At 60.4% G+C, this 20549-nt stretch carries 14 protein-coding genes; 3 read left to right on the top strand and 11 right to left on the bottom strand.

Going from position 1 to position 20549, the window contains the following annotated elements; genetic code table 11:
- Positions 1-161 precede the first annotated feature (161 nt).
- From cas2 to QZL63_RS10360, 4 genes are all read right to left on the bottom strand, one after another.
- On the bottom strand, positions 162-500 hold the full coding sequence (gene cas2, locus QZL63_RS10375) for a CRISPR-associated endonuclease Cas2 (protein ID WP_022309228.1): 339 nt from the start codon (positions 498-500) through the stop codon (positions 162-164).
- A 4-nt stretch (positions 501-504) separates the two neighbouring features.
- A complete protein-coding gene (gene cas1 / locus QZL63_RS10370; RefSeq protein WP_022309227.1) occupies positions 505-1392 on the bottom strand; it encodes a type II CRISPR-associated endonuclease Cas1 in 888 nt (295 codons plus the stop codon).
- A complete protein-coding gene (gene cas9 / locus QZL63_RS10365) occupies positions 1386-4976 on the bottom strand; it encodes a type II CRISPR RNA-guided endonuclease Cas9 (RefSeq protein ID WP_290587024.1) in 3591 nt (1196 codons plus the stop codon). The genes cas1 and cas9 overlap by 7 nt, the downstream gene beginning before the upstream one ends.
- 511 nt (positions 4977-5487) lie before the next feature.
- On the bottom strand, positions 5488-9837 hold the full coding sequence (locus tag QZL63_RS10360) for a hypothetical protein (RefSeq protein ID WP_290586996.1): 4350 nt from the start codon (positions 9835-9837) through the stop codon (positions 5488-5490).
- A 203-nt stretch (positions 9838-10040) separates the two neighbouring features.
- Between QZL63_RS10360 and QZL63_RS10355 the strand changes: the two genes are divergently transcribed.
- The 3 genes from QZL63_RS10355 to QZL63_RS10345 all read left to right on the top strand — a co-directional run bounded on the left by QZL63_RS10355 (position 10041) and on the right by QZL63_RS10345 (position 12825).
- Positions 10041-10325, top strand: coding sequence for a RyR domain-containing protein (locus tag QZL63_RS10355; RefSeq protein WP_022309224.1), 285 nt, complete (start codon positions 10041-10043; stop codon positions 10323-10325).
- 82 nt (positions 10326-10407) lie between these two features.
- On the top strand, positions 10408-10755 hold the full coding sequence (locus tag QZL63_RS10350; protein ID WP_290586983.1) for a hypothetical protein: 348 nt from the start codon (positions 10408-10410) through the stop codon (positions 10753-10755).
- Between the two features lie 33 nt (positions 10756-10788).
- On the top strand, positions 10789-12825 hold the full coding sequence (locus QZL63_RS10345) for a hypothetical protein (protein WP_290586971.1): 2037 nt from the start codon (positions 10789-10791) through the stop codon (positions 12823-12825).
- Here QZL63_RS10345 and QZL63_RS10340 read toward each other — a convergent pair.
- From QZL63_RS10340 to QZL63_RS10310, 7 genes are all read right to left on the bottom strand, one after another.
- Positions 12817-15303 (bottom strand): hypothetical protein, encoded by a 2487-nt coding sequence (locus QZL63_RS10340; protein WP_022309221.1) that lies wholly within the window; start codon positions 15301-15303, stop codon positions 12817-12819. The two genes, QZL63_RS10345 and QZL63_RS10340, sit on opposite strands and share 9 nt — an antisense overlap.
- A gap of 12 nt (positions 15304-15315) precedes the next feature.
- Entirely contained in the window at positions 15316-15942 is a 627-nt protein-coding gene (locus QZL63_RS10335; RefSeq protein ID WP_022309220.1) for a hypothetical protein, read from the bottom strand.
- Positions 15943-15961: 19 nt separating this feature from the next.
- The gene (locus QZL63_RS10330; protein WP_022309219.1) at positions 15962-16483 is read right to left on the bottom strand and encodes a hypothetical protein; all 522 of its coding nucleotides are present in this window, start codon (positions 16481-16483) and stop codon (positions 15962-15964) included.
- A 13-nt stretch (positions 16484-16496) separates the two neighbouring features.
- Positions 16497-17246, bottom strand: coding sequence for a DUF1266 domain-containing protein (locus QZL63_RS10325; RefSeq protein WP_022309218.1), 750 nt, complete (start codon positions 17244-17246; stop codon positions 16497-16499).
- Between the two features lie 103 nt (positions 17247-17349).
- On the bottom strand, positions 17350-18354 hold the full coding sequence (locus QZL63_RS10320; protein ID WP_022309217.1) for a DUF1266 domain-containing protein: 1005 nt from the start codon (positions 18352-18354) through the stop codon (positions 17350-17352).
- Positions 18355-18391: 37 nt separating this feature from the next.
- Complete coding sequence (locus tag QZL63_RS10315; RefSeq protein ID WP_022309216.1) at positions 18392-19372, bottom strand: ankyrin repeat domain-containing protein; 981 nt, start codon at positions 19370-19372, stop codon at positions 18392-18394.
- 2 nt (positions 19373-19374) lie between these two features.
- Positions 19375-20549: ankyrin repeat domain-containing protein (locus QZL63_RS10310; RefSeq protein WP_290586959.1), on the bottom strand; the 1175-nt coding region annotated here is incomplete at its 5' end.

Here is a 20549-nt window from a genome sequence, read left to right as displayed (position 1 = left end):
CTTATTGAAATTCTACATCAAACCACAACCGCCGGGGGTGCTATTTGTTCGATTTCAGTGCTTTATGCCGTTTTGTCCGGCCGGAAAATTGAATGCAGAACCTTCGTCGAAGTGTGTTTGATGCGCTTTTTTGTATTTCAAAGAACAAAGATACCGTTTTTTCAGAAAAATTCCAACTGCTGCGGCATGTCCGGTTTTGCCCGTTCGCTCTTGCCCCAGAAGTTGAGAATGTCTCCATACTGTTTGTCTGTCACAGACAGAATACTCGTAAATCCAGCCGGAGGCATCGACCGTCGAACGCGATTGATGTGAACCTGCATGTTTTCTTTCGAGGCACAATGCCTGACATACACCGAATATTGCATCATTGTGAAGCCGTCCTTTTCCAACGCTTTGCGGAATTGTGCCGCATGACGCCGTTCTGTTTTGGTATTGGTCGGCAGATCGAAAAAGACAAACAACCACATGATCCGATAGGCATTCAATCGCGTTTCTGACATGGTTCTATTCCAACATGGGATATGATACCTTTTTTTGTGTACCAGCGAAGCATTTTGCTATGGAAGAGGTTGTAAAGGTTAAACCTACCTCAAGCGGTCGTACAATCTTGTCGAAACGGGTATCGACAAACAAAATCCGCAGCAATTCCCCTTTTACCTCCCTGGTTAGCTGTATATGACCGTTTGTATAAAGACGGTATACGATTTCGTCAACAAACGGCCGATAGGGCTCCATCAGATCGTCGGCCAACGGAAAGGCGTTGTAACGGTTTCGGTGGAAGATGCCCAGAGCAGGGAAGAGTCCGGATCCCATGATCGCACGGGCTACAGCCGCCCGCAGGATCGTATAGCCGTAATTGAGCAGGTTGTTTGGCGGAGAACCTTCGCGGGAGCGGTAAAATTCGCTGCCGAACAACTCTGTCCAATAGATTTTGGCTGCTGCCCCTTCACGATTGTCCGCATCGGCGCTCTTGACATTCATGTAGTAGGGTTTCAGTTTATCCCCGTCACGTCCCATTTTCCGCAGCAAAGTTGCCTGATTCCGGATCTTGGCCTCGACGATCTGTTTCCAAAGCCCTTTTTTCAGCGGTTCGCTGGCCTCGATCTGCGCACGGTAATTTTCTCCTTGCGTGCGATTGGAATCCAGATTCATCAACATGGCGTTCGGCATGCGGTTCTCTCCACAAAGAATTACTGCCACGTTGTTATCCGACAGCGCATTCAAGAGCGGCAGCGTGATGGAGGTCTGCTGGTCCTCCAACACTACGAAGCCGATATCCTCGATCGGAATGCTTTTCCGTTGATCGGGAGCCTCGCGCGTGTGGACGATCATCTGCCCGTTGCGCAGGCTCAGACAGTAGGGGGTCGAAAAAAACAAGGCGCGTTTCAGCATGGTCTTCCGTGTTTGAATTTTATTTCTCCCGTAACGGTCAGTTCAAAGTCGTAACCTTCAACATAAGCGTTGAGCTGGGTATGCAATATGGAGATAACGGGGCGGTATTCCTCGTTTGTTTTCCATACTCCGCTTTTGGCCTTCAATTCACCTGCCGGTCGGGCTTCTTGATGGTGCTTTAATGCAAGACGACCATATGAATTATTCGAGACTGTCAGCGTGCTGAATCCCGTTACTTTATATAGTCGTTTTGTCAGCTCCTTGGGTGTGCAATCGCAAAGTTCCGCCGGCGAATTTTCATAAAACAGGACCAGGGTACCTGCTTTCAAAATGCATTTCAGCGGAAATCCGTTCGCATCGGCCTGCGGTACCAGATCGGGGCACGCTTCCCGGTCGGCACTGGCTTTGAAATATTGTGCTGCTTCAAGGTTGCTGACAAGTTCAAAGGAGCGTTTCAGCTTGCCTTTTTTGTCTTTACCTTCATAGACGGCCATACAGTAGTTTCCGTCGTTCGCAACATGATAATCCTGCTTGTACTCTTTGTCGGAGAGATCTCGCTGTTTTTTTAGTGCAATCGGCTGGGTGACGCCGGGCGTGAAGATGCGCACCTTGCGGATAGGGATTCCCTTTTCGCGGTTCATCCAGATCGTGTATTCATCCGGATTTATCGCCGTCTTGAATCCGACTTCATCAATTGCCATCCGTACGCGATCCCGGACTGCATCGTCCACAATTTTGTCGATGTCGCTAGGTTGCAACAGTTTAATCGATTTGCGTACAACGTACCGAATTTCGTCTTCTCGCTTGATGGCTCCGTAGAAGGTCTCCTGATGCAGCCGGCAACGGGCCGTATCGCCCTGTTGATAGATCGGCTTTCCGTCGGCACTCAGCTTGACCCGGCCGCGAACCCGCAACTTTTTGCGTGTCTGTTTGGCCATGTTGTCGGGCGTATGGTGGGCCACAAGCAGTTCGTCGGCCACCGCCTTGACATCCTCGGTAAAGGTCGGCCACGGCTTCTCGAAGCGGGGTTTGTCGGTTTCACCGTAATTGAATCGCTCCTCGTCGGCGGTGTACTGCGCCCAACGGTCGTACTCCCGGCGGCCGATGCAGGCGATCGTGATGGCGTCGATGCAGTGGTGGACGTGATTCACGCGCTCCTTGCGGGTGTATTCCTCCTGCAAGCCCCACATTTTGCGGAACGCTGCAGTCGAGGAGCCCTTGACCGTATAGATCCGGTCAAAAACCGTCTTCAGATAGAGCCGTGCATATTTCCCGATGATGCCGATATCGACTCCCTGTCGGTTACTGAAACCTTCGGGAATCTCGGTCATGGTGAACCGTTCGCATTTTCCGCGCCAATAGTCAAGTTGCATCTGCAAATAGTGGCGACGTTGAATTGCGCTGTCCTTTTCGGGTTTGGTGGCTGCACCTTTGCTCCTGCGGACCTGGGCTTCGATCTGCTTTTGCAAGCTCTCCACCTTCTCCCGCCAGCCGAACGATTCGATCCTCTCCATGATTTCGGCATGGTTGGAGAGTTCGGCCGGCAGTTTTACCCGTTTGGTCTCCCGGTTGAACCGGTTCTCGCAGAGTGTCTTGTTCATCTGAGAATCATCGCCGCCGTGGGCACGCGGAAGCGTATGTTCGATGTCGAACCCCGGATTGGCCCCGATGAAGTCCGAAATACGAATTTGCCGGCCGGTGTAGGGACAGATGTGCTGCTGCTCCTCCCACAAGCGGTATTTCAGCACCTCGTCGTCCGATGGCTCTATTTCGCGGCCGGTTTTGGCGGTGTATTGACGGCGGATCTCTTCGGCGAATTTCCGATTCTCAGCCTCCCGCTCACGCTGGTACTGCTCGATGGCCTTGCGGCGGTTGGCATCATTGAGCCCGCGGGCAAATTCGATGCGGATCTTCGTGTCGCGGTCGATCCGGCCTTCGCGCAGCAGCGTGTTTATCAGGTCGCGCAACCGGAACAGCGCCCGCATGGCCATCGGGTTGCGGATGGCCGAAGTCCGCGGGGATCCGAGCTGCATGATTCCTTCGGCATTGGGTTTTGCATCCGGATAGGTCTCGATTTTCGAGGGATGGTACAGCCGGTCCAAACGGGACATATCGAGCCCGTGGTCGCTGAAGTAGTTGGCGATGCGACGCTCCTTCGAATCGAATTTGTCGTATGGATTCCGCTTGTAGTCGAGCAGCAGCGAGGCAATCTCCTGCTCGATGTTGTGTCGGCGATCCTCGTCTGCGTAGACCTCCTTTGGGAGTGCCGCGCGCAAGTTGGCCAGGAAAACTGCTTCGTCATACCGATAACCGCAACGCAGGTAGGGAAGAATCTTGTTGATGGCATTCAGGCTCATGGCGGCATAATCCTGCGGAAGTTTGATCGCCGCAAACGCTTTGGCCTGTTCTTCCGAAAGCTGGAGTTTTTCACAGGCCCAGTCCCGGAGGCGCTCCTCGTCCTTGAACGAGAAAAGGGCATGCCAGATATCGTTCAGCACCTGTTCCTCGGTTTTCCCGTCGCCGAGCAGATAGAGACTGCGGATTTCCCGAAGCCACTCCTTCCCGAAAATGTCCATGAGCGAAGCCGTGACGGGACAACCCGACACGGTGGCCGTGCGGGCGAAATTGAAGCGGTAAGGGGCTTCGATGCGCTCCTCCCTGCAGGCGTATTTCCCCTTGCCGGCGATCCTGCGGGCAATCTCCTCGAAATCGAAATAGGACTTGCTCTTCCGGAAGAAGAGCGGCCGGATCGTTTCGATCTCCTTGGGGGTCAATGGCCGCGGCGTGCCGTCATCCGGGCCCGTTACCCGGATGTTGTTGATAAACGACCACATTCGGAACTCCTCGAACCGGGGGTGTGAAACGGGACACCGGCTTTTCGTCGGCTCGAAGGTACATCGGCCGACCGATCCCTTCTGTGATTTGAGGTCGCGTTGGAAGAAAATAGCACGATGCAGGGCTCGGCGCCATTTGTCGGGCAGTTGCTGTCGGTCACAGATGGCATTGAATTCGGTCAGGTAATGTTCGTTGCGAGAGGTGTATTTGCCGCGAATCCGCTCCTTATGTTGGTAGAGCCCGTAGAAGTACTCCCCGAGATACCGGCATCCGGCTGCTTCCATCTCGGCCGACAGATTCTTGATGCTCTCCTTGACCGTTCCGTCTTCCTTTTCATTCCCGGCCTCCTTGCGGTTGCTGAGGAATCCGCGCCGTTGTGCCAGATGATAGAATGCTCGTCCCAGTAGCCATCGCTGTGCGCGATTCTCGAGGTCGAGCCGCTCGGTCAATGCTACATAACGGTCGTGGTAGGGATTACGGTCTTCGTTGTCGTCGGTCCGCTGCCAGCGAAGAAACTCCTCATCGAGCGGGTATTGCTTTTTCTGACGCCAAGTGGAGAGTTGCTCGTCGGTTAATGGTGGACAGAGGTCATAACGAACGAGTACCCTGAGCAAGTCGATTTTGCGAAGCCGTCGCCGGAAATAGTGACGGCGTAGTGCGCGGGCATCCGTCCGATCCTGAACGGTCGGTTTTTCATTGTTCTTGTCGCGTGCAACCCCTTCTTGAAAAATGGCGACGCCTTTGTCCAAGAGCGCATATCCATTCTCCGATTCGTCTACAAGCGCCTATCCCAGGGAGTTCGTGCCCAGATCCAGCCCCAATACTTTAGTCATGTGGAAGATATTTTTTTGTGAAATTAAATAAAAAGTTGCAATAAACCTCCTTTTTGCTTATATTTGTGACGTAAGAATTCTACATCTTACCACAATAAGGCTATAGGCCGAAGGTTTTTAACCTGTTGTCTCCGCGTACTCCGTGGAGACTTTTTATTTGTATCTGCATTTAAAAATCCGATGGTTTCCCCGCTGCCAGCCCTTCCTTGCGACTCCGGTTGCGGCCTCACTTCCCGCAAATCGTGTCCGGCCCAAACCGTGAGACGGCAGGGTCCGCCACGCGCTATATCGCTTCGAATACGAAGTCGCGCACCCGAGCCGATAACGGGGGTGTTTCCTGCGGGGACGGCCTTGCCTCCGATGCCGCCAGGTCGGGGATCGGTCGTCGTCGAATGGAAAGGGATGGGGCGGAGAGACGTTTGCCGTGTCAGATGTCGATCCCGTTCCGATCGGCTACATCATAGATTACAGATATCTGATCGTCAGCAACGTAGCGCAGCATGTAGAGCAGCATGAATTGCCGGATGTCTCCGATCGATGCATATTCCTGGCGGATATGGGCGTGCGAATTGTATGTGCAGCATTTTTCCAGTTTGTCGAATACGCTGCGGTGTATGGTGTAGCCGCGTCGCTCGATTTCACGCAGGATCTTTACGGCAAAAGAGAAATCGCGGCTGTCCGTTTGCATGACGTGGCTGAGTTCGACTTTCAGGGCGGTAAAAAAGGTCTCGGGGGCGATGTTCTCCCCGTATTCTCGGATGATGCGGTCGTAATACTCCTGCCTGAGTTCCGTGTTGCAACACCAGTCGGTGACGATGGCTACATATGTGTATATGTCGAACGGGCAGTGTTCGCGCATCTCGGCAAGCAACCTGACCTTCTCTTTTTCGGGATAATAGATCGACAGCAGCTGGTTGTAGGTTTTTTGCGTGCAGCGTACCAGATGCCGTTCGCGGAGAAGCTTCAGATACTCCGTGGCCTCGCTGCGGGCCGCACTCGTTTGGAAAGCCGGGCCGTGAAGGGCTCCCAGGGCATATTCGAACAGATGTATGTCGATCGTTGCATCGTGTTCGGTGGCATATGTGTCGAGCAGCCGGAAAATCTCTTCCAGGTTCTTGCTGCGTGCAATCTGCCCCTTGATCTTGTCGCTGTCGGTCTGCCGGTTGTTCCCGCCGAGCAGGTAGCCCATCCGGCGCTCTTTGCACAGCTTGTATAGTGCACTTCCGGCCGTTTTGCCCGGCTCGACCTTCCCGGCGAGCAGGTACCTCTGCAGGCGGATGAGTTCCTGGTCTGTTTTTATGTACTTGCACAGCTGAACGATGCTCTTGTTGTCCGGCATGTGCTTTTCGATCCCCGTTTCGACGGCCCGTCTGTGGAAAAAGTCATAGACGGCAAGGGCCTGCTCGAAAGTGATCTTATGGAGGCATCCGATCAGCAGATAGTAGGGGACGTAGCTCAGCTGGGGGAATTGTTCCATCTCTTCGGCAAACGCCGGGGCGATCTCCGTCGATTCCTGCCCGTCGAAGATCTCTTCGAAGTAGGTGGCATAATAGAAGGAGGCCGTGTCCGAGTTCATGGAGATGTAGGGCCGGTATTGTTCGAAGATCGCCCGGAACTCCTCCCTGTATGCGGGGGTAAATTTGTTGCTGCCCGAGGTCAGAACCCGGAACATGTTGCAGAAACAGATCGGGCAGATGGGGCGCGATCCGGGCCGGGCCATTGCAAGCAGCGGCTTCAGGCAGGCCTTTTCGTATTGCCGGAACAGTTCTAGCGCCCGGGGATAGTCGTCGCATCCGCGGATGCGGATGGCATGGATGTTTTCGTTGGATCGTACGTTCTCGCAGAGCGGGCGGCAGTTGCGTATGGTCGTATCGACCCATTGCGGGTCGTTCTTGAAGATCCGGTAGAGGAAATTGACCGCAAAGGGATCCAGCGATACGCCCGCGAAGTCGGAAACCTTTCCGTCGCGGTTGCAGATCACCCCTTGCGGGTTGATTGCCGGAATCAGCTCCTGCACGGTCTTGCAGGCCGTGGCGTAGGAGGTGCGTATGGTGCGTCCGCGCTCATGCTGTTTCGCGTGCGAGATGCTCGCGATGCAGGTCTGGAAGATTTTCTGCAGGTAGAGGTTCAGCGTGTAGTTGTCGCGGTATGGCATGGCCGCGACGATCCGTTGTGCGATGAATGCCGACGGGGCCTTGCGGATCAATGAGTTGTAGCTGTTGATGTGGAGCTCGATTCCGAAACGCTCCTTCAGCCGTTCGATGTCCTCGTACAGCCGTTCGAAGTCTTCGCTCTCCTTAAAGTCCCATTTTGCGATCATCGATGAAAAATAGGACATGTGGATCTCTCCGGGTTGCAACCGTTCGACGAAGCTGCGTGCCTGCATGTAGTCCGTGGCGTTCTTGATCAGGAGCCCCATGGCGATCGCTTTGAAGTGGAGCCGGTCACGGTCGGAGGCGAAGGCCGCTGGTTTGAGGCGTACGATCGCCGCGTCATATATGGCCTCGAGTCTCTCCGCCTGCCCGTCGGTGTTGTCGATAAGAGAATATACCGGCTTGACTGTGAGAGAGAACGGACAGGAGGGGTTGTTCTGGTTCCAGCGTGCGTATCGGGCCATGATGTCGTCCAACTCTTCGGCCTCGCTCACGCGGTCGCTGATCCAGTAGAGCAGGGCGTTGATGCTGTATTTCTGAAAGGAGTCGATGGTCGGTCCGTGCGGCTCCGTCAGCTCCGGGGCCATGCGCCCGACCAGTTCGCGAACTTCGGAGTAGCTGTCCGACAGCTGTACGCGCCGTTGGACGTAGAAGAGGTCGTATTCGGAGATCGCCTCCTCGTACTTGCGGATTGTCTGAAGCATGGAGTTTGGGTCGAGCCCGTTGCGGCGGGCCGTGAGTACATGCGAGTAGAGCCCGCCGATCTGCATGCTGGTCAGCGGGAAGCTCTCCCGGTAGGTCTCGATCAGCCCGATCGCAGTCTCGAACGTGGGGGCATAGGAGATCTGCACCGAGAGCATGCGGCGCCGCTCTTCGGGGTCGATCGCCTGGTCGCGCAGAATCTGGTCCGTATACCGGTCGTGAATCTGTTGCCATGCGGCTGCCTTGTCTTCGGCCCGGGTGATCGCCTTCGAATAGCTTTCGGTCATGGGGAACGTCGCCAGCATCAGCTCGATGACCTGCTCCTGCCCGAACCGGACGATGGACGGATGCTCCATGATGCAGGTGAGCAGGATGTCGTCGAAATAGAAGGTCAGCCATTTGGGGAGAATCGGCACCACATTGACTCCTTCGATGACCTCCCTGTTACGAAAATTGAAGTAGTCGCCGGTGATGCGGTCGATCTCGTCGTCCTGATCGAACAGCCGTATGACTCCGCGGGTTGCCAGTGCGGTCAGTTGTTCCGCCATGACGTCCGGATCCATCTGCTGGTTGCGCATGGCCATCAGTTCGGCCGTGGCCATGACCGAGTATCGGAGCAGCTGCCGGCTGTTGCGTGAGAAGGTGCAGACGGTTTTGTAGGCCATGCAGAAGGCGCGTACATAATTGTTTTGCAGCAACTGGTCCACGGTTTGGGCGATGTCGTGTCTCCGGGGGACGATAAAACCTACGGTGAGCGACTGGCGGTTGGCTCCGTTCCCGAAGTAATGTATGATCCGGGCGTCGTCCTCGTTGTTCGGGTCAAGGGCTCCGATCGTGATGATCTGGGTGTTCTGTGGTTCGATCGCCTGTTCGACGGCCTGGTATCCTTCGAGGGTGGTAGTGGCGTAGATGTGCAGTCGGCTGTGGGTGTACACCTCGTCGCACAGACGCTCCCAGCGGCGGACGAAATCGTCGTTGTGGACCGAACTGAGCCAGAACTTGTCGATCTCGTCGATGATCAGATAGTAGGGTTCCTTGATGACGTGCTCGTCGAATTCGTAGCATCCGTTCCGTTCGGAGAACAGCGTATCGAACAGGGCATCGAACTCCCTGTGGCTGTGGAGCACGACGATCTGCTGGTTGCCCAGCGCGTTGTGGATGTAGTGGAGCTGGGCACGCGATTTTCCGGCGCCTGGCAGCCCCTTGATGAGGACGAACGAACTGGTCGGGTTGGCCAGTTCCTCCCGGTCTACGCTGCGCTCGAAGTAGATCTCCCCGATGTACCCGTTCTCGACCCGGCCGCGCCGATTCATGATCTCCTCGCTGCCCACCTCTCTGCCGGGTTTGGCGAATTGCCTCATCTTGAGCCGCTCGTTCGTCAGGATCTTCCGGATGTTCTCCGTGCAGACCTCCCCGAGCGGGCGGGGAGCCAGCGGATTGTCGTAGTCGGTCAGGAAGTGGGGGATCCCGCCTGTTTTGTTCCGGCCCGCTGCCCGGTCCGCCGGGGCGTAGGTGTCCGACAGGTTGGCGATGGCTTTCGAGAGGTTCTCCAGCGTACGGTCGGTCGGCCCCTTGGAGCAGGCGACGGGCTGCTTGCTCTCCAGTATGAGACAGATGGGGAATCCCGTCAGCAGATAGGACTTGTAGGCATGGAGGATCTCCAGATAGGTGTAGTATCCGATGTATGCGGCATCGAGTATGGCGATGAACAGGTCCGTGTCGTGGCGGATGGTTGCCAGATATTCGTTCTGTTTGGGGGTGTCGCGCAGGGTCGAGTCGTCGAGGTTGCAGTCGTATTTCGCGGCTTCGGCACCTTGGGGCAGGGATATGTTCTGTTCGGCGCAGACCTGTTGTACGCACTCCTTGACCGTCTCCCTGTTTCGGGAAAAACGCGATGATGAGATGAAATAGCGCAGTTTCATTCGGGGGTTGTTTGGGGCCTCCGGCGTGGGGTGGAGGCGGGTTCCGGCGACCGTGACTTTTCGTCCGGGCATACAGTGAGTAAAATTAAGCATAAAATCTCGTTCGTGCAATCCAATCCGCGCCTGCAATTCCGAATTCGGATAAAAATACTTAACTTGCATCGGCAAATGTCCTGCTGCGGGCAGGCAAAACGAACCATTGCATGGAAACTTATATCCCTTCACCGCTCGACACGCAGGATGTCGAGCTGCCCGAGACTCTCGGGAAACTGACCGAACAAATGGCCCGCAACGTCCACGAAGTCTGGGCGCAGGGCCGCCTCGCCGAAGGGTGGACCTGGGGCGAGCGGCGCGATGACAGGCGGAAAACGCACCCCTGCCTGGTGCCCTACGAGGAGCTTCCCGAGGCCGAGCGCGAATACGACCGTCAGACTGCTGTACAGACCCTCAAGCTGATCCTTAAACTCGGATTCGAAATTCGCAAATAATCGCCCTATGGAACCGAATGCGTTGCAATTCGCCGAACGGCTCGAAGCAGCCGCCCGGTCGTTTAGACGGACACGTCTCTGGATGTTGGCAGTTACACTGGTGGCTCTGGCCGGTATCGTCTGCTATGCCGTCTTCGGCCATGACATGCCGGTTTGCTTCGGCGTGCTTGTTCTCGCAGGCTGGGTGCTTGTTGCCGGATGCGCCCTGTGCTGGCTGGGCTATTGCTGCAAGCGGTTGCTGGGAATCTGTTCCGAAAGCCACAGAAGGCTTTCGGAGACCGAACTGACGCTCTATCAGGAGGCTGTCCGCCACGAACGGTCGGTGCGGGATAAACAGAGTGAGGCGGCTGGCCCGGATCCCGAGATAGCAGCCAAACGCAGGGAGGTGGAACTGGCCCGGCTGGAAAAGGAACTCCAGTCCCTCAGGTAATCCCCTCGGCCCGTAATCTCCAAGTTGCAACCCATGGGAAACTCACTGAAACGATTCTTTACATTGGGCTTCGACCGGGCCTTTTCGGGTCGAGGCCGCAAGCAGTTTGCCTGGCTGGTCGGCATCCTGCTGCTCTTTTTCTGTGTGATCTATTTGGTCAGCTGGTTCTTCTCCTTCCCGGAGCCTTCGGATGTGGCGACACCCGATTCGCAGCATGGAGCCAGCAGCAGCGATGTTCCGATGGGGCGCCTGCTCCAACTGATCTGCCTGTTCATCGATCCGGGCAGCGTGGCCAATGTCACGCCCGAACTGCGCTGGTTCTCGCTGGGAGTGGCCATTCTGGGACTGCTGCTCGTCACGGGCCTGCTGATCTCGGTGGTATCGAACATGTTGGAGCGGCGTGTCGAACGCTATCGCGAGGGCGAGATTGCCTATCCGCTTGAGAATCACGTCGTGGTCATCGGTTTCGACGAGATGGTCCCGATGCTCGTGCGGCAAATCTGCTCGGACCCTCGCTACGGGAATTGCTATATCCTGATTCAGAGCGTGCAACCCGCCGCCAAGGTGCGCAACCGCATCCACACGGTGCTCGATGCCCGGCAGGAGCGGCGTATTCTGGTGCTGCACGCCCAGCGCAATTCGACCGAGGAGTTGGCAAAGCTCTGCACGACCCGAGCCCGCGAGATCTTTCTGATCGGCGAGGCGAACGAGTACGACCACGATTCGCTCAACATCGATTCGCTGCAGAAGATCGTGGCGATCCATAGCCGGGAACCGAATTGTCCGCGCATTCCGGTTTCGGTGCTTTTCGAGTACCAGACCACTTATGCTGCTTTCCAGATTTCGGACCTGGCCGAGGAGTGGCGCAAGCAGATCGACTTTCACCCTTTCAACTTCTACGAGGAGTGGGCCAAGAAACTGCTGGTGAAGCGGTGTTGCGGGGATGGGGATGACAGGATCGAATATCCGGCGTTGGACCGCGAGCCGGTCACACGGGAGAGCGACCGGACGGTCCATCTGGTCATCATCGGCATGAGCCGCATGGGGGTGGCTCTGGGAGTCGAGGCTGCACACCTGCTCCATTTTCCGAATTTCTGTCGCGACCGGCGGCTGAAGAGCCGGATTACGTTCATCGATGCCGCGATCGATGAGGAGATGAACTTCTTCCGTGGCCGTTACCGCCACTATTTCGACCTGGCGCCGAGCCTGTATCGTGACATGGAACATCCTGACGAAGAGCGGATCCTGCCGCCGAACTGGATGTATGGCCCCCGAACGGATTTTCTCGACGTGGAGTTTGAGTTTATCAAGGGACGTGCCGAGACGCCGGCCGTGCAAAAGTTGCTGGCGGAGTGGGCCGAGGATCCCAAGCAACAGCTGTCGATCGCCATCTGTCTGAATTTCCCACCGCAAGCTATGGCCATGGGGCTCTACCTGCCCGACATCGTTTACGCCCGGGATATTCCGGTCTTCGTGCGGCAGGAGACCTCGAGCGCGCTGCTCGACCTGCTCAACAACCGCCTCAAGAAAGAGCCGCAGAACCGCTATTCGCACGTTTTCCCGTTCGGCATGCTGGCCAATCCGTTTGACCTCGACCGCCGCAATACGCGCCGGGCACAGTTGGTCAATTACATCTATGCCTTCAAGAGCACATACGGCACGGCACCCTCGTCGTGTCCTTCGGATGGCGAGTTGCAGGGCGGCTGGAACGAACTGCCGGTAGCGCTGCAGTGGTCGAACTTCTATTGCGCCGATTCGGTGGAGATCAAGCTGCGTTCGCTGGGTTTCGGCGTGGCGCCACCCGAGCGGCTGACTGCTGCACAGGTCGAGCAGATGGCCGAAGTCGAGCACAACCGTTGGAACATGGAGAAACTGCTGCTTGGTTACCGCAAGCCGACGCCTGAAGAGGAGGCTCTCTGCCGGGACGACGGTATCCGCAAGGAGTACAAGACCAAACGTTTCATACACACCGACATTCGCCCCTACGGCGAACTCGGCGAAGGGACGAAGGGGTACGACCGCTGCATTGCGGAGTGTCTGCCGCTGATCGTCCGTTCAACGTTACGGTAGATCGGGCAGCGAGAGCGGGATGGCAGGGTAGAGCTCTTCGTAGGGTTGCAGGGGAGCCATGTGCAGCGGCCGGGAGGCCGAGCGGAGGAAGCTTTCGAAGTCGGTGGGGAAGAGTACGACCTGCCCCACGCGGGAGCGGAGCGTGGTCAGCACGACGCGCCCGTCGCTCATGTGCCCGATGTGCTCGAGCCGGTCGCTGCGGAGCATCCCCGGGCGCAGGCGCAGCACCTCGCCCGTCCTGCGGTCCCAGATACGCGCGAAGTCTACCCGCATCGAGTCGCATGACCCCAGAATGAGTATCCGTCCGTCGCCGAAGGGCCGGAGTTCCGACCAGGGATCCAGGTTCGGCATCGCGGCGGCCCGGCACCGGCGGGTGTCGAGGTCGATCTCCAGCATCCGGGCCATCGACTCCCGGTTGCCGGCGGCGACCGTCAGGATGCGCCCGCTGCCCGCTTCGGGCACCGAACCGTCGATATCCGCGTACTCCGATACGCCGAAGTCGAGCCGCGTGAAACTCTTGCCGTCGCTGCGGTAGAGGTACTCCCGGCCCCGTCCGACGTAGATGCGTCCGAGGCCGTCGCAGGCGAACGAGCAGCGCTTGTCCGATTTGGGCAGCGGCAGCCGCTGGACACGCTCCACGCCCTGACCGTTCATCGTGAGCACCGTGGCGCCGAGCCCGTCGTCGAAGCAGAGGAAGCGCCCCAGCCACCGGGGCCGTTCGCCCGGGAAGAGGACCGGATCGCCCGGCATCGGCACGCTGCACAGCCGCTTCCAGCCGTCGGCCTCGAGCGGGTTCTTCCCGCCGAGCAGCATCCAGCACCGCATGGCCGGAATGTAGTGGAAAGCGGCGTAGAAATCCAGTTCCGGGGAGTAGACGAGCCGGCAGAACCCCTTCCAGCGAACCTTGACCGGCTGCAGGGGACGTCGGCGCAGGTCGGCGACGAAGTTGCCCTGCCACTCCTCCCGGCCGTGCTCCTTCCACCGCCCGCTGCAGAAGTCGCCCGCCAGCGAGTCGAGCATGTAGACCCCGTCGTCGGGCCACAGCGCCTCCTCGCAGGGCATCGCCTGCCCGGGATCGACCTCCCGGGCCGCCATCCCCGGGTCGCGCCGGGGCTGCTTGAGCAGCCGGCAGTATTGCCCCGCCTGGCGGCAGGCCTGCTCGAAGGCTTCGGCCCGGGCCTCGGGCTGCAGCGTCAGCAGGTAGATCTCGTCGCCGTCGAGGTCGTATAGGCGGTATCCGAGGCAGGTCAGCTCCTGGCCGATCGCCGCCATCCCCTCCTCGTGCGGGAGGCAGGCATACTGTTCGACGATGCGGTCGAACCGCCCGTCGTGCAGCGCCGCGGCCTCGTTGCCCCAGCGTCCGCGCATCTCGCAGAGCGAGTCATCCACGTCTCCGTCGTGTTTGAGCAGGTCCAGCGCCTCCTCCACGGCCCGCTCGACCTCCGGGAATTTCCCCTTTCCGTCCGGCGTGCCGCCCGCATCGCTCTCCTCCTTCGGTTGTCCCGACGCCTCCACGGCAGCCTGCCCGGCCTCCGAAGGTTTGCGCCCGAGCTGATTCTCAAGCATCCGGAACACCTGTACGTGGGCACTCCGGATCCCCTGGCTCGTGTAGACCATCACAGGCTTACGCACCAGCCGGATGCCGAACCCCTCCAGCGCGTCGAACAGCTCCGGGAGTTGCAGCGGCGAGAACATCTGCTGCTGCATCACGCGGCGGTCGTCGATGAACAGGTCGCCGTGGCCTTCGTTCCACATGCCGCGCGTCGTGTTGTCGTCGTTGCGGAGCGAGATCTGGTAGCTGCTGTGCCGACGACAGCTGCCGTAAAGGCTGCGGGGGCTGGTCAGCTGGAGCTTCAGCACCACGCGCCTGCGGCGCTCCTCCTTCGGAGCCGCCGGATCGGCATAGGGCTCGCCGTCGGAGGAGAACTGCGCGATGACCTCCCATTCGTATGATTCGGGCCACGGAATCCCGGCGGCTTCCAGCCACCGGAAGGCCTCCAGCTGGTGCGTGACGGTGTCGTAGAAGGCTTCGATCCGGCTCCGGAGCTCCTGCAGGTGGGGAAATGGGAATCCGTCCAACAGGCGGACGGTGCGCCGCAGCAGATACAGTTCCGCGGGATCCTCGACCATCAGCATGCGCGCCAATACGAGCAGATAACGCATGGCTGCCGGCTCCGCCGAAAGGGCGAGAAGCGCCACGCAGTACCAGAACCTCACGATGTCGTAATCCTTCGGCAGGCCTGTCGTGTGTTGGCGTTCGCGCTCCTCGGGCGAGGTCGGGATGATGGAGTAGTCGTCGAGCGTCGCCGCGACGGCCCGCGCCACCTCCGCGTCGGCGGCGAACGGCTCCATGCGCAGCACCTCCTTGAGATTGAGCGGTGCGTGGATGAACGATCCGAGCTTGCGGTTGAGTGCGTCGATCTTTTGTACGGCGTCGGGAGTACTGTCGGGCAGGGGTTGGATGTGCAGGGGTGTCATGGAACTGCGGGGTTATCGATTTTCAAAGGGAGAACGCTCGAGCAGGGTGCTCGCGGGAATGCCGGCCGAGCGGGGCCAGAAAAATTCATCCTCCGTATCGTCGCTCCAGAAGAGCGGCAACATCAGGGGCTGATACTCGAACAGGTGCCGGCCGTCGGTCAGGCTGGCGAAGAGCGCGATGAAGGTATTCATCCCCATGCACTCGTCCCAGGCAAAACGCCACGAGAGATAGAGGTGCTGCATCCGTCCGCGACGGGTTGCCACATCCACGTCTCCTTCTTCGTCGGGCAGGAAATGGCCCGAGTCGAGCGACAGTTCGCCCAGTTCCATAAGCCCCTCGGGGGCCTGGAGAACGCTCATGGCCTTGAAACATTCCCCGCGGCGGATCGAGCGGTGGGGTATCGTCACGCGCACCACCACCCAGACCGAATCCGCGTGCCGGATGGCGTGTTCCACCTCGAAGCGCACCTGCGGACGTTCGAGGGGTTTCAGGCGGCGGTGTACGACCTCGGCATCCCGATAGAGCCAGGTCGATTCGGAGGCCACGAAAGCCGGGTCGATCTCCGCGGATTTGCGGGCGCTTGCGCAACTTGTGGCGGCGAGCAGAAGGATAAATGCGATCAGGTGCTTGATTTTCATGTTTTTTTGCAATTTTCGGTTACGTGTAGCGGGCCAGCAGCCAGATGGCGAGCCCGACCGCTGCGGCCACGGCCAGGAACTGCAGCAGGCCGCGCTGGATCGAGGGCTCCTCTTTGGGACGGCAGCGGAACATCCGGGCCAGCTCCTCGAAACTCCGGCAGCGGAACACCGCGCGCCGGAAATCGGCCGGGCCTCGCCAGAGCTCCTCCCCGAACCACGCCGACTGCGGGTACTCGCGGGCGATCCACTCCTGCAGCTCCGCGAGCGGGCAATCGCGGACGGCCTCCTCGAAGTCGGTCTCGTAGCGGACCGTGCGTTCTTCGCACGGCCCGATGCGGCCCCTGAGTCCGGCCGGCCCCGTCTCGCGGCAGCGGCGGATGAGATACCTGCGCCCCGCGGCATCGACCACCTCCTGCCCGGCCCAGCCGCCTGCCTCCGTCAGCAGCCGGCGTGAGGTCACCGCCTCCTCCCGCCAGAAGACATGGACCATGTGCTCCTCGGGCGCGAGGTAGAAGACCGGGTATTTCAGTGAGGCCTTCATGCCCCGTGTTCGCCTATTGCCACCTGTAGCATACCCACGGGCTCTTCGGGTCGCTCAGCAGGACGTCGGCCGTCGTCTTCATCACCGAGTTGTAGGCCCGTTTGCCGCCCCACAGCGAGCGGCCGATGATGTAGCTCATCGCCAGGTCGTGCCACGACCCCAGCGCCTCGTGCGCCAGCGCGTCGGCCCGGTCGATGTAGCGCCACGCCTCCTCTTCGGAGAGGTAGCCCATTTCGCAGCAGGCCCGTGCCACGAAGACGATGCGCCCGGCATCCCAGCCCGTCACGCCGTAGCGGAGCAACTCCTCCCGCGAGGCGACGACCCCGCATGAGGTCAGCTCGTCCCACGTCTGCTGCAGGTTGAGCAGCTGCGAGGTGGCCTTGTCGTAGTCCTCCTGCGAGGTCATCCGCTGCTGGAACAGCGTATCCTGTTGCTGACGATCTTCGAGCTGGAAGGCTTCGAGCACCGTGGGCCAGTAGTAGCGGAATCCCTTCTCGCAGAGGTAGTCGAGCTGCTCGCGGGCCTCCCCGGTCGAGCCGATGCCCCACCAGCTGCCGAGGATCTCGGGCAGCGTGTCCAGAATGCCCGTCTCCATCGAGTTCTGCCAGGCCCCCTGCTGCGAGGCATACATCGCCCCGATGGCCAGACGGCGGCAGTGCTCGGCGTCGAGCGTCGATTTCGGATTGAGGCAGATCTCCCGGAATGCCCGGCGCAGCTTGCGTACCGTCGTGATTGCCTTGCTTCCTTTTCTGTAGAGCCACATCAGGGCTCCCTCTCCTGTGGAGCCAGGTGAGGTCCCCGGCGGCGGTTACCGCCAGCATGACGTAGAATTCGAGTCCCCGTTCCATGGTTGTCCGTCTGTTCGGTTACTCTTTCCACGCAAGCTGCCGCCAGGGCGACGTCTCGTCCTTCTGCAGGGCGGTGACGATCTCCCAGGCCGTCTGGCAATCCTCCTCGTCGCCGTGCCATACGCCGCGTCCGAGGGTGAAGCTCAACCCGTACTCCTCCCACGATGCGAAGTGCCCGTGTGCGGCGTCGGCCGCCACCTGCATCACCTGCCACATCTCCGCCTCGGAGAGGTAACCGCAGTGGAAGGCCCAGCGCCCGAGGTTGGCGATGCGCACCAGATCCCAGGCGATGGCCGTCTTCGGGAGCGTCGCGGCCGTGCAGTAACCGTTTTCGATCATGAACTCCGCGATCAACTGCACATCCCCGGCCTTCTCCTCCGGGTCGCTGGCCGCGGGCTTCTCGCCGCGCATGAGCGCCAGTGCGGCGTCGGCGTCGGCATGGTGCCCCTCGTCGAGCAGCCACCGGACGATCCCGAGTGTCGAGTCGCGGTCGGTGATATCCCACCAGCTCCGCAGCTGCGCGCGGAACGTCTCGGGTTCGATCTCGCTCTCGACGGCGTCCACGCACTCGTCGTTGTAGACCAGCAGCGGGGCGGCGAAGGCCATCAGGCGGCGCTCCTGCGGCGTCAGCCGGCAGACAGGGGCGTGTTTGATCTCCCACTCTTCGCCCTGCAGGTCGAGGGCCGCGGCATTCGCCGCCTGCAGCTGGCTCAGCAGGTTGTCGTCCTGCAGCGCCTGCGCCGCTGCCGAGGCCTGGGCCATGTTGCGCCGTGCGGCTTCGGCCACGGTGGCGGCATCCACGCCGCCGAGCGTGCCCATCGCGGCCTGCTGTGCCTGGATCTCGGCCAGATCGGGCACGGCCGCCTGCATCTGGGCCATGATCTGCGCCTGCATGTCGCCCATGCCGGACGTTCCGAGTCCCGGGATGTTGCCCATCATTGCCTGCATCTGCTCCAGGGCGGCCTGCTGCATGGCACGCACGATCTCTTCCGGAGTCTGTGGTTTGGTTTGTTTGTCAGCCATTTTGTTTCTGTTGATTTAAGTTGTACTTCATGTCTGTTTATCCTTCGGCTCCGGCCGCGAGCAGCAGCTCGACGATCTCCGTGAAGCCGCGCTCGCCGGCATAGTAGAGCGCCGTGTGCTGCAGGTTGTCGGCCGTATTGACCCCGGCGTTGTGCTCGACGAGCATCCGCACGAAGTCGTTGTTCCCGGCGCGTGCCGCCACAAGCAGCGGCGTCTCGCCCGCATCGTTGCAGGCATCGACCGACGCCCCGGCCTCAAGCAGCGCCTCCCCGAGGAAGCGGTTTCCCGACCGCGCTGCCGCATGCAGCGGTCGGGATCCGTTGGGCAGCGCGCGGTCGGCGTTGGCCCCGGCCGCAAGCAGCATCCGGGCGATGTGGAGGTTCCCGCGCCCGCACGCCACGAGCAGGGGCGTCTCGCCCGCGTCGTTCGGTGTATCGAGCTGCGCCTTCGAGGCGTCGAGCAGCGTGCGCACAACCTCCGCACAGTCGTTGTATACGGCCTGGTGCAGCGGCGTGTTGCCCTCGGCGTCGCGCGCATCGTCGTCCGGCCGGCTCAGGCGTACGACCACCTCGCGCAGCCCGTATGCCGTGGCGTAGTCGAGGGCGCGGTGGCCCGTCCGGTCCGTGCGTGCGGTGTCGGCCCCGTGGTCGATCAGCCACAGCGCGGCGTCCGTGCGCCGGCTCTCCAGCAGCCGCATCAGGGGCGTGCACCCCTCGTTGTCGGCAGCGTCGGGATCGGCGCCCCGCGCCATGAGGCGGTCGATGATCTCGCGGTTGCCGCTCCGCGCCGCGGCATGCAGGGGAGTCTCGCCGCGGTTGTTCGCCAGCGACGGGTCGGCACCCCGTTCGAGCAGCAGGGCGGCCACGTCGCGGTATCCCTGCCGGCAGGCGTAGTACAGGGGCGTGTTGCCCTCGGCATCGCGCCGGTCGAGGTCGATGCCGCCCCGGTCGGCAAGGATCTTCACGATGTTCTTCTGGCCGTTGCGGCAGGCGTTCAGAAAGGTATGGTTGTTGTCCATGACTATGCGTATTTCAACAGGAACTTGAGCAGCGTTTCGTTGTTGCGCTCCGCGGCGACGTCGAGCGGCGTGCGCCCCCGGTTGTCGGCGGCCGACACGTCGGGACGCCCGAAATCGAAGAGCATCGCGGCCGCCTCGCGGGCCTGCTGCGGCGAGTAACCCTCGGCTACGCAGTGCAGTACGGTGCGCCCCTCGTTGTCCGCGGCGCAGGGATCGGCTCCGGCTTCGAGCAGCAGCTCCTGCATCTGGCTCTGGTAGGGTCCGGCGCTGTGCGGGCCGAAGAGGCGCATGAGCGGCGTGCGTCCCTCCAGATCGCGGCCGTCCACCTCCACCTTTCGTTCAAGCAGACGTTGCAAAATCCACATTGCCAGCGGGTAGTCGTCGTGCTGGCAGGCGAGTGCCAGTGCCCGCTCGCCGGCCTTGTTCTGCCCGGCATCGGGGTTCCATCCGTTGGCTTCGAAGAGCTCCACGAGCGGGGCGAAACGCTCCACGCCGTCGGAGATGCGGCACCCCTCCTCGATCAGGACGGCAAAGGCCGTCGTCCCTTTCGAGGTCCTGACGTTGGGGTCGGCGCCCGCCCGGAGCAGCATGGCTGCGGCCTCGGTCTGCCCCCATCGGAGGGCGCACACGAGCGGCATCTGCCCCTCGAAGTCGTACATCTTCGGGTCGGTGCACTCCTGCTGCAGATCGACTCCCGCCTCCAGCAGGGCTCCGAGTGCCTCCATGTCGCGCTGCCGCAGCGCTTGGAAGATATCCATGCCTCCGGTCTTCATCGTCGCCTCGTCGAACGGGTCCTGCCCCGACAGCAGGGCGCTCACCCATTTGGCCCCGCCTTCGGAGGCGATGGCAAAGGGCGTCTTGCCGCAGCTGTTCTTCTCCTCGGGGTCGAATGCGCCGCTGTCGAGCAGCAGCCCCGCCGTCATGTAGCAGCGCATGGCCTCCTGCTGCTGCTCCTCGAGTTCGCGCTGCGTCTCCGCACGTTGTTTGTCGGAGACCCACCGCTCGGCAAAGCCCTCGATGCGCCGCTCCGTCTGGCGGATCTCCCGGGCCGTATGCGCGGCCGCCTCGCAGAGGATGTGCAGGGCGCTGTTGCCGTAGTTGTCCGTCGAGTCGATCCGCTGGCCCGAGTCGATCAATGCCGCGGCGAGTGCGTGGGGGCGGGGGGGGCGCGCCGCGC

It is taken from the genome of Alistipes sp. CAG:268 (assembly GCA_000434235.1).
In the GTDB taxonomy this organism is placed as follows: domain Bacteria; phylum Bacteroidota; class Bacteroidia; order Bacteroidales; family Rikenellaceae; genus Alistipes; species Alistipes avistercoris.
This window is presented reverse-complemented; position numbering and strand designations above follow the sequence as displayed.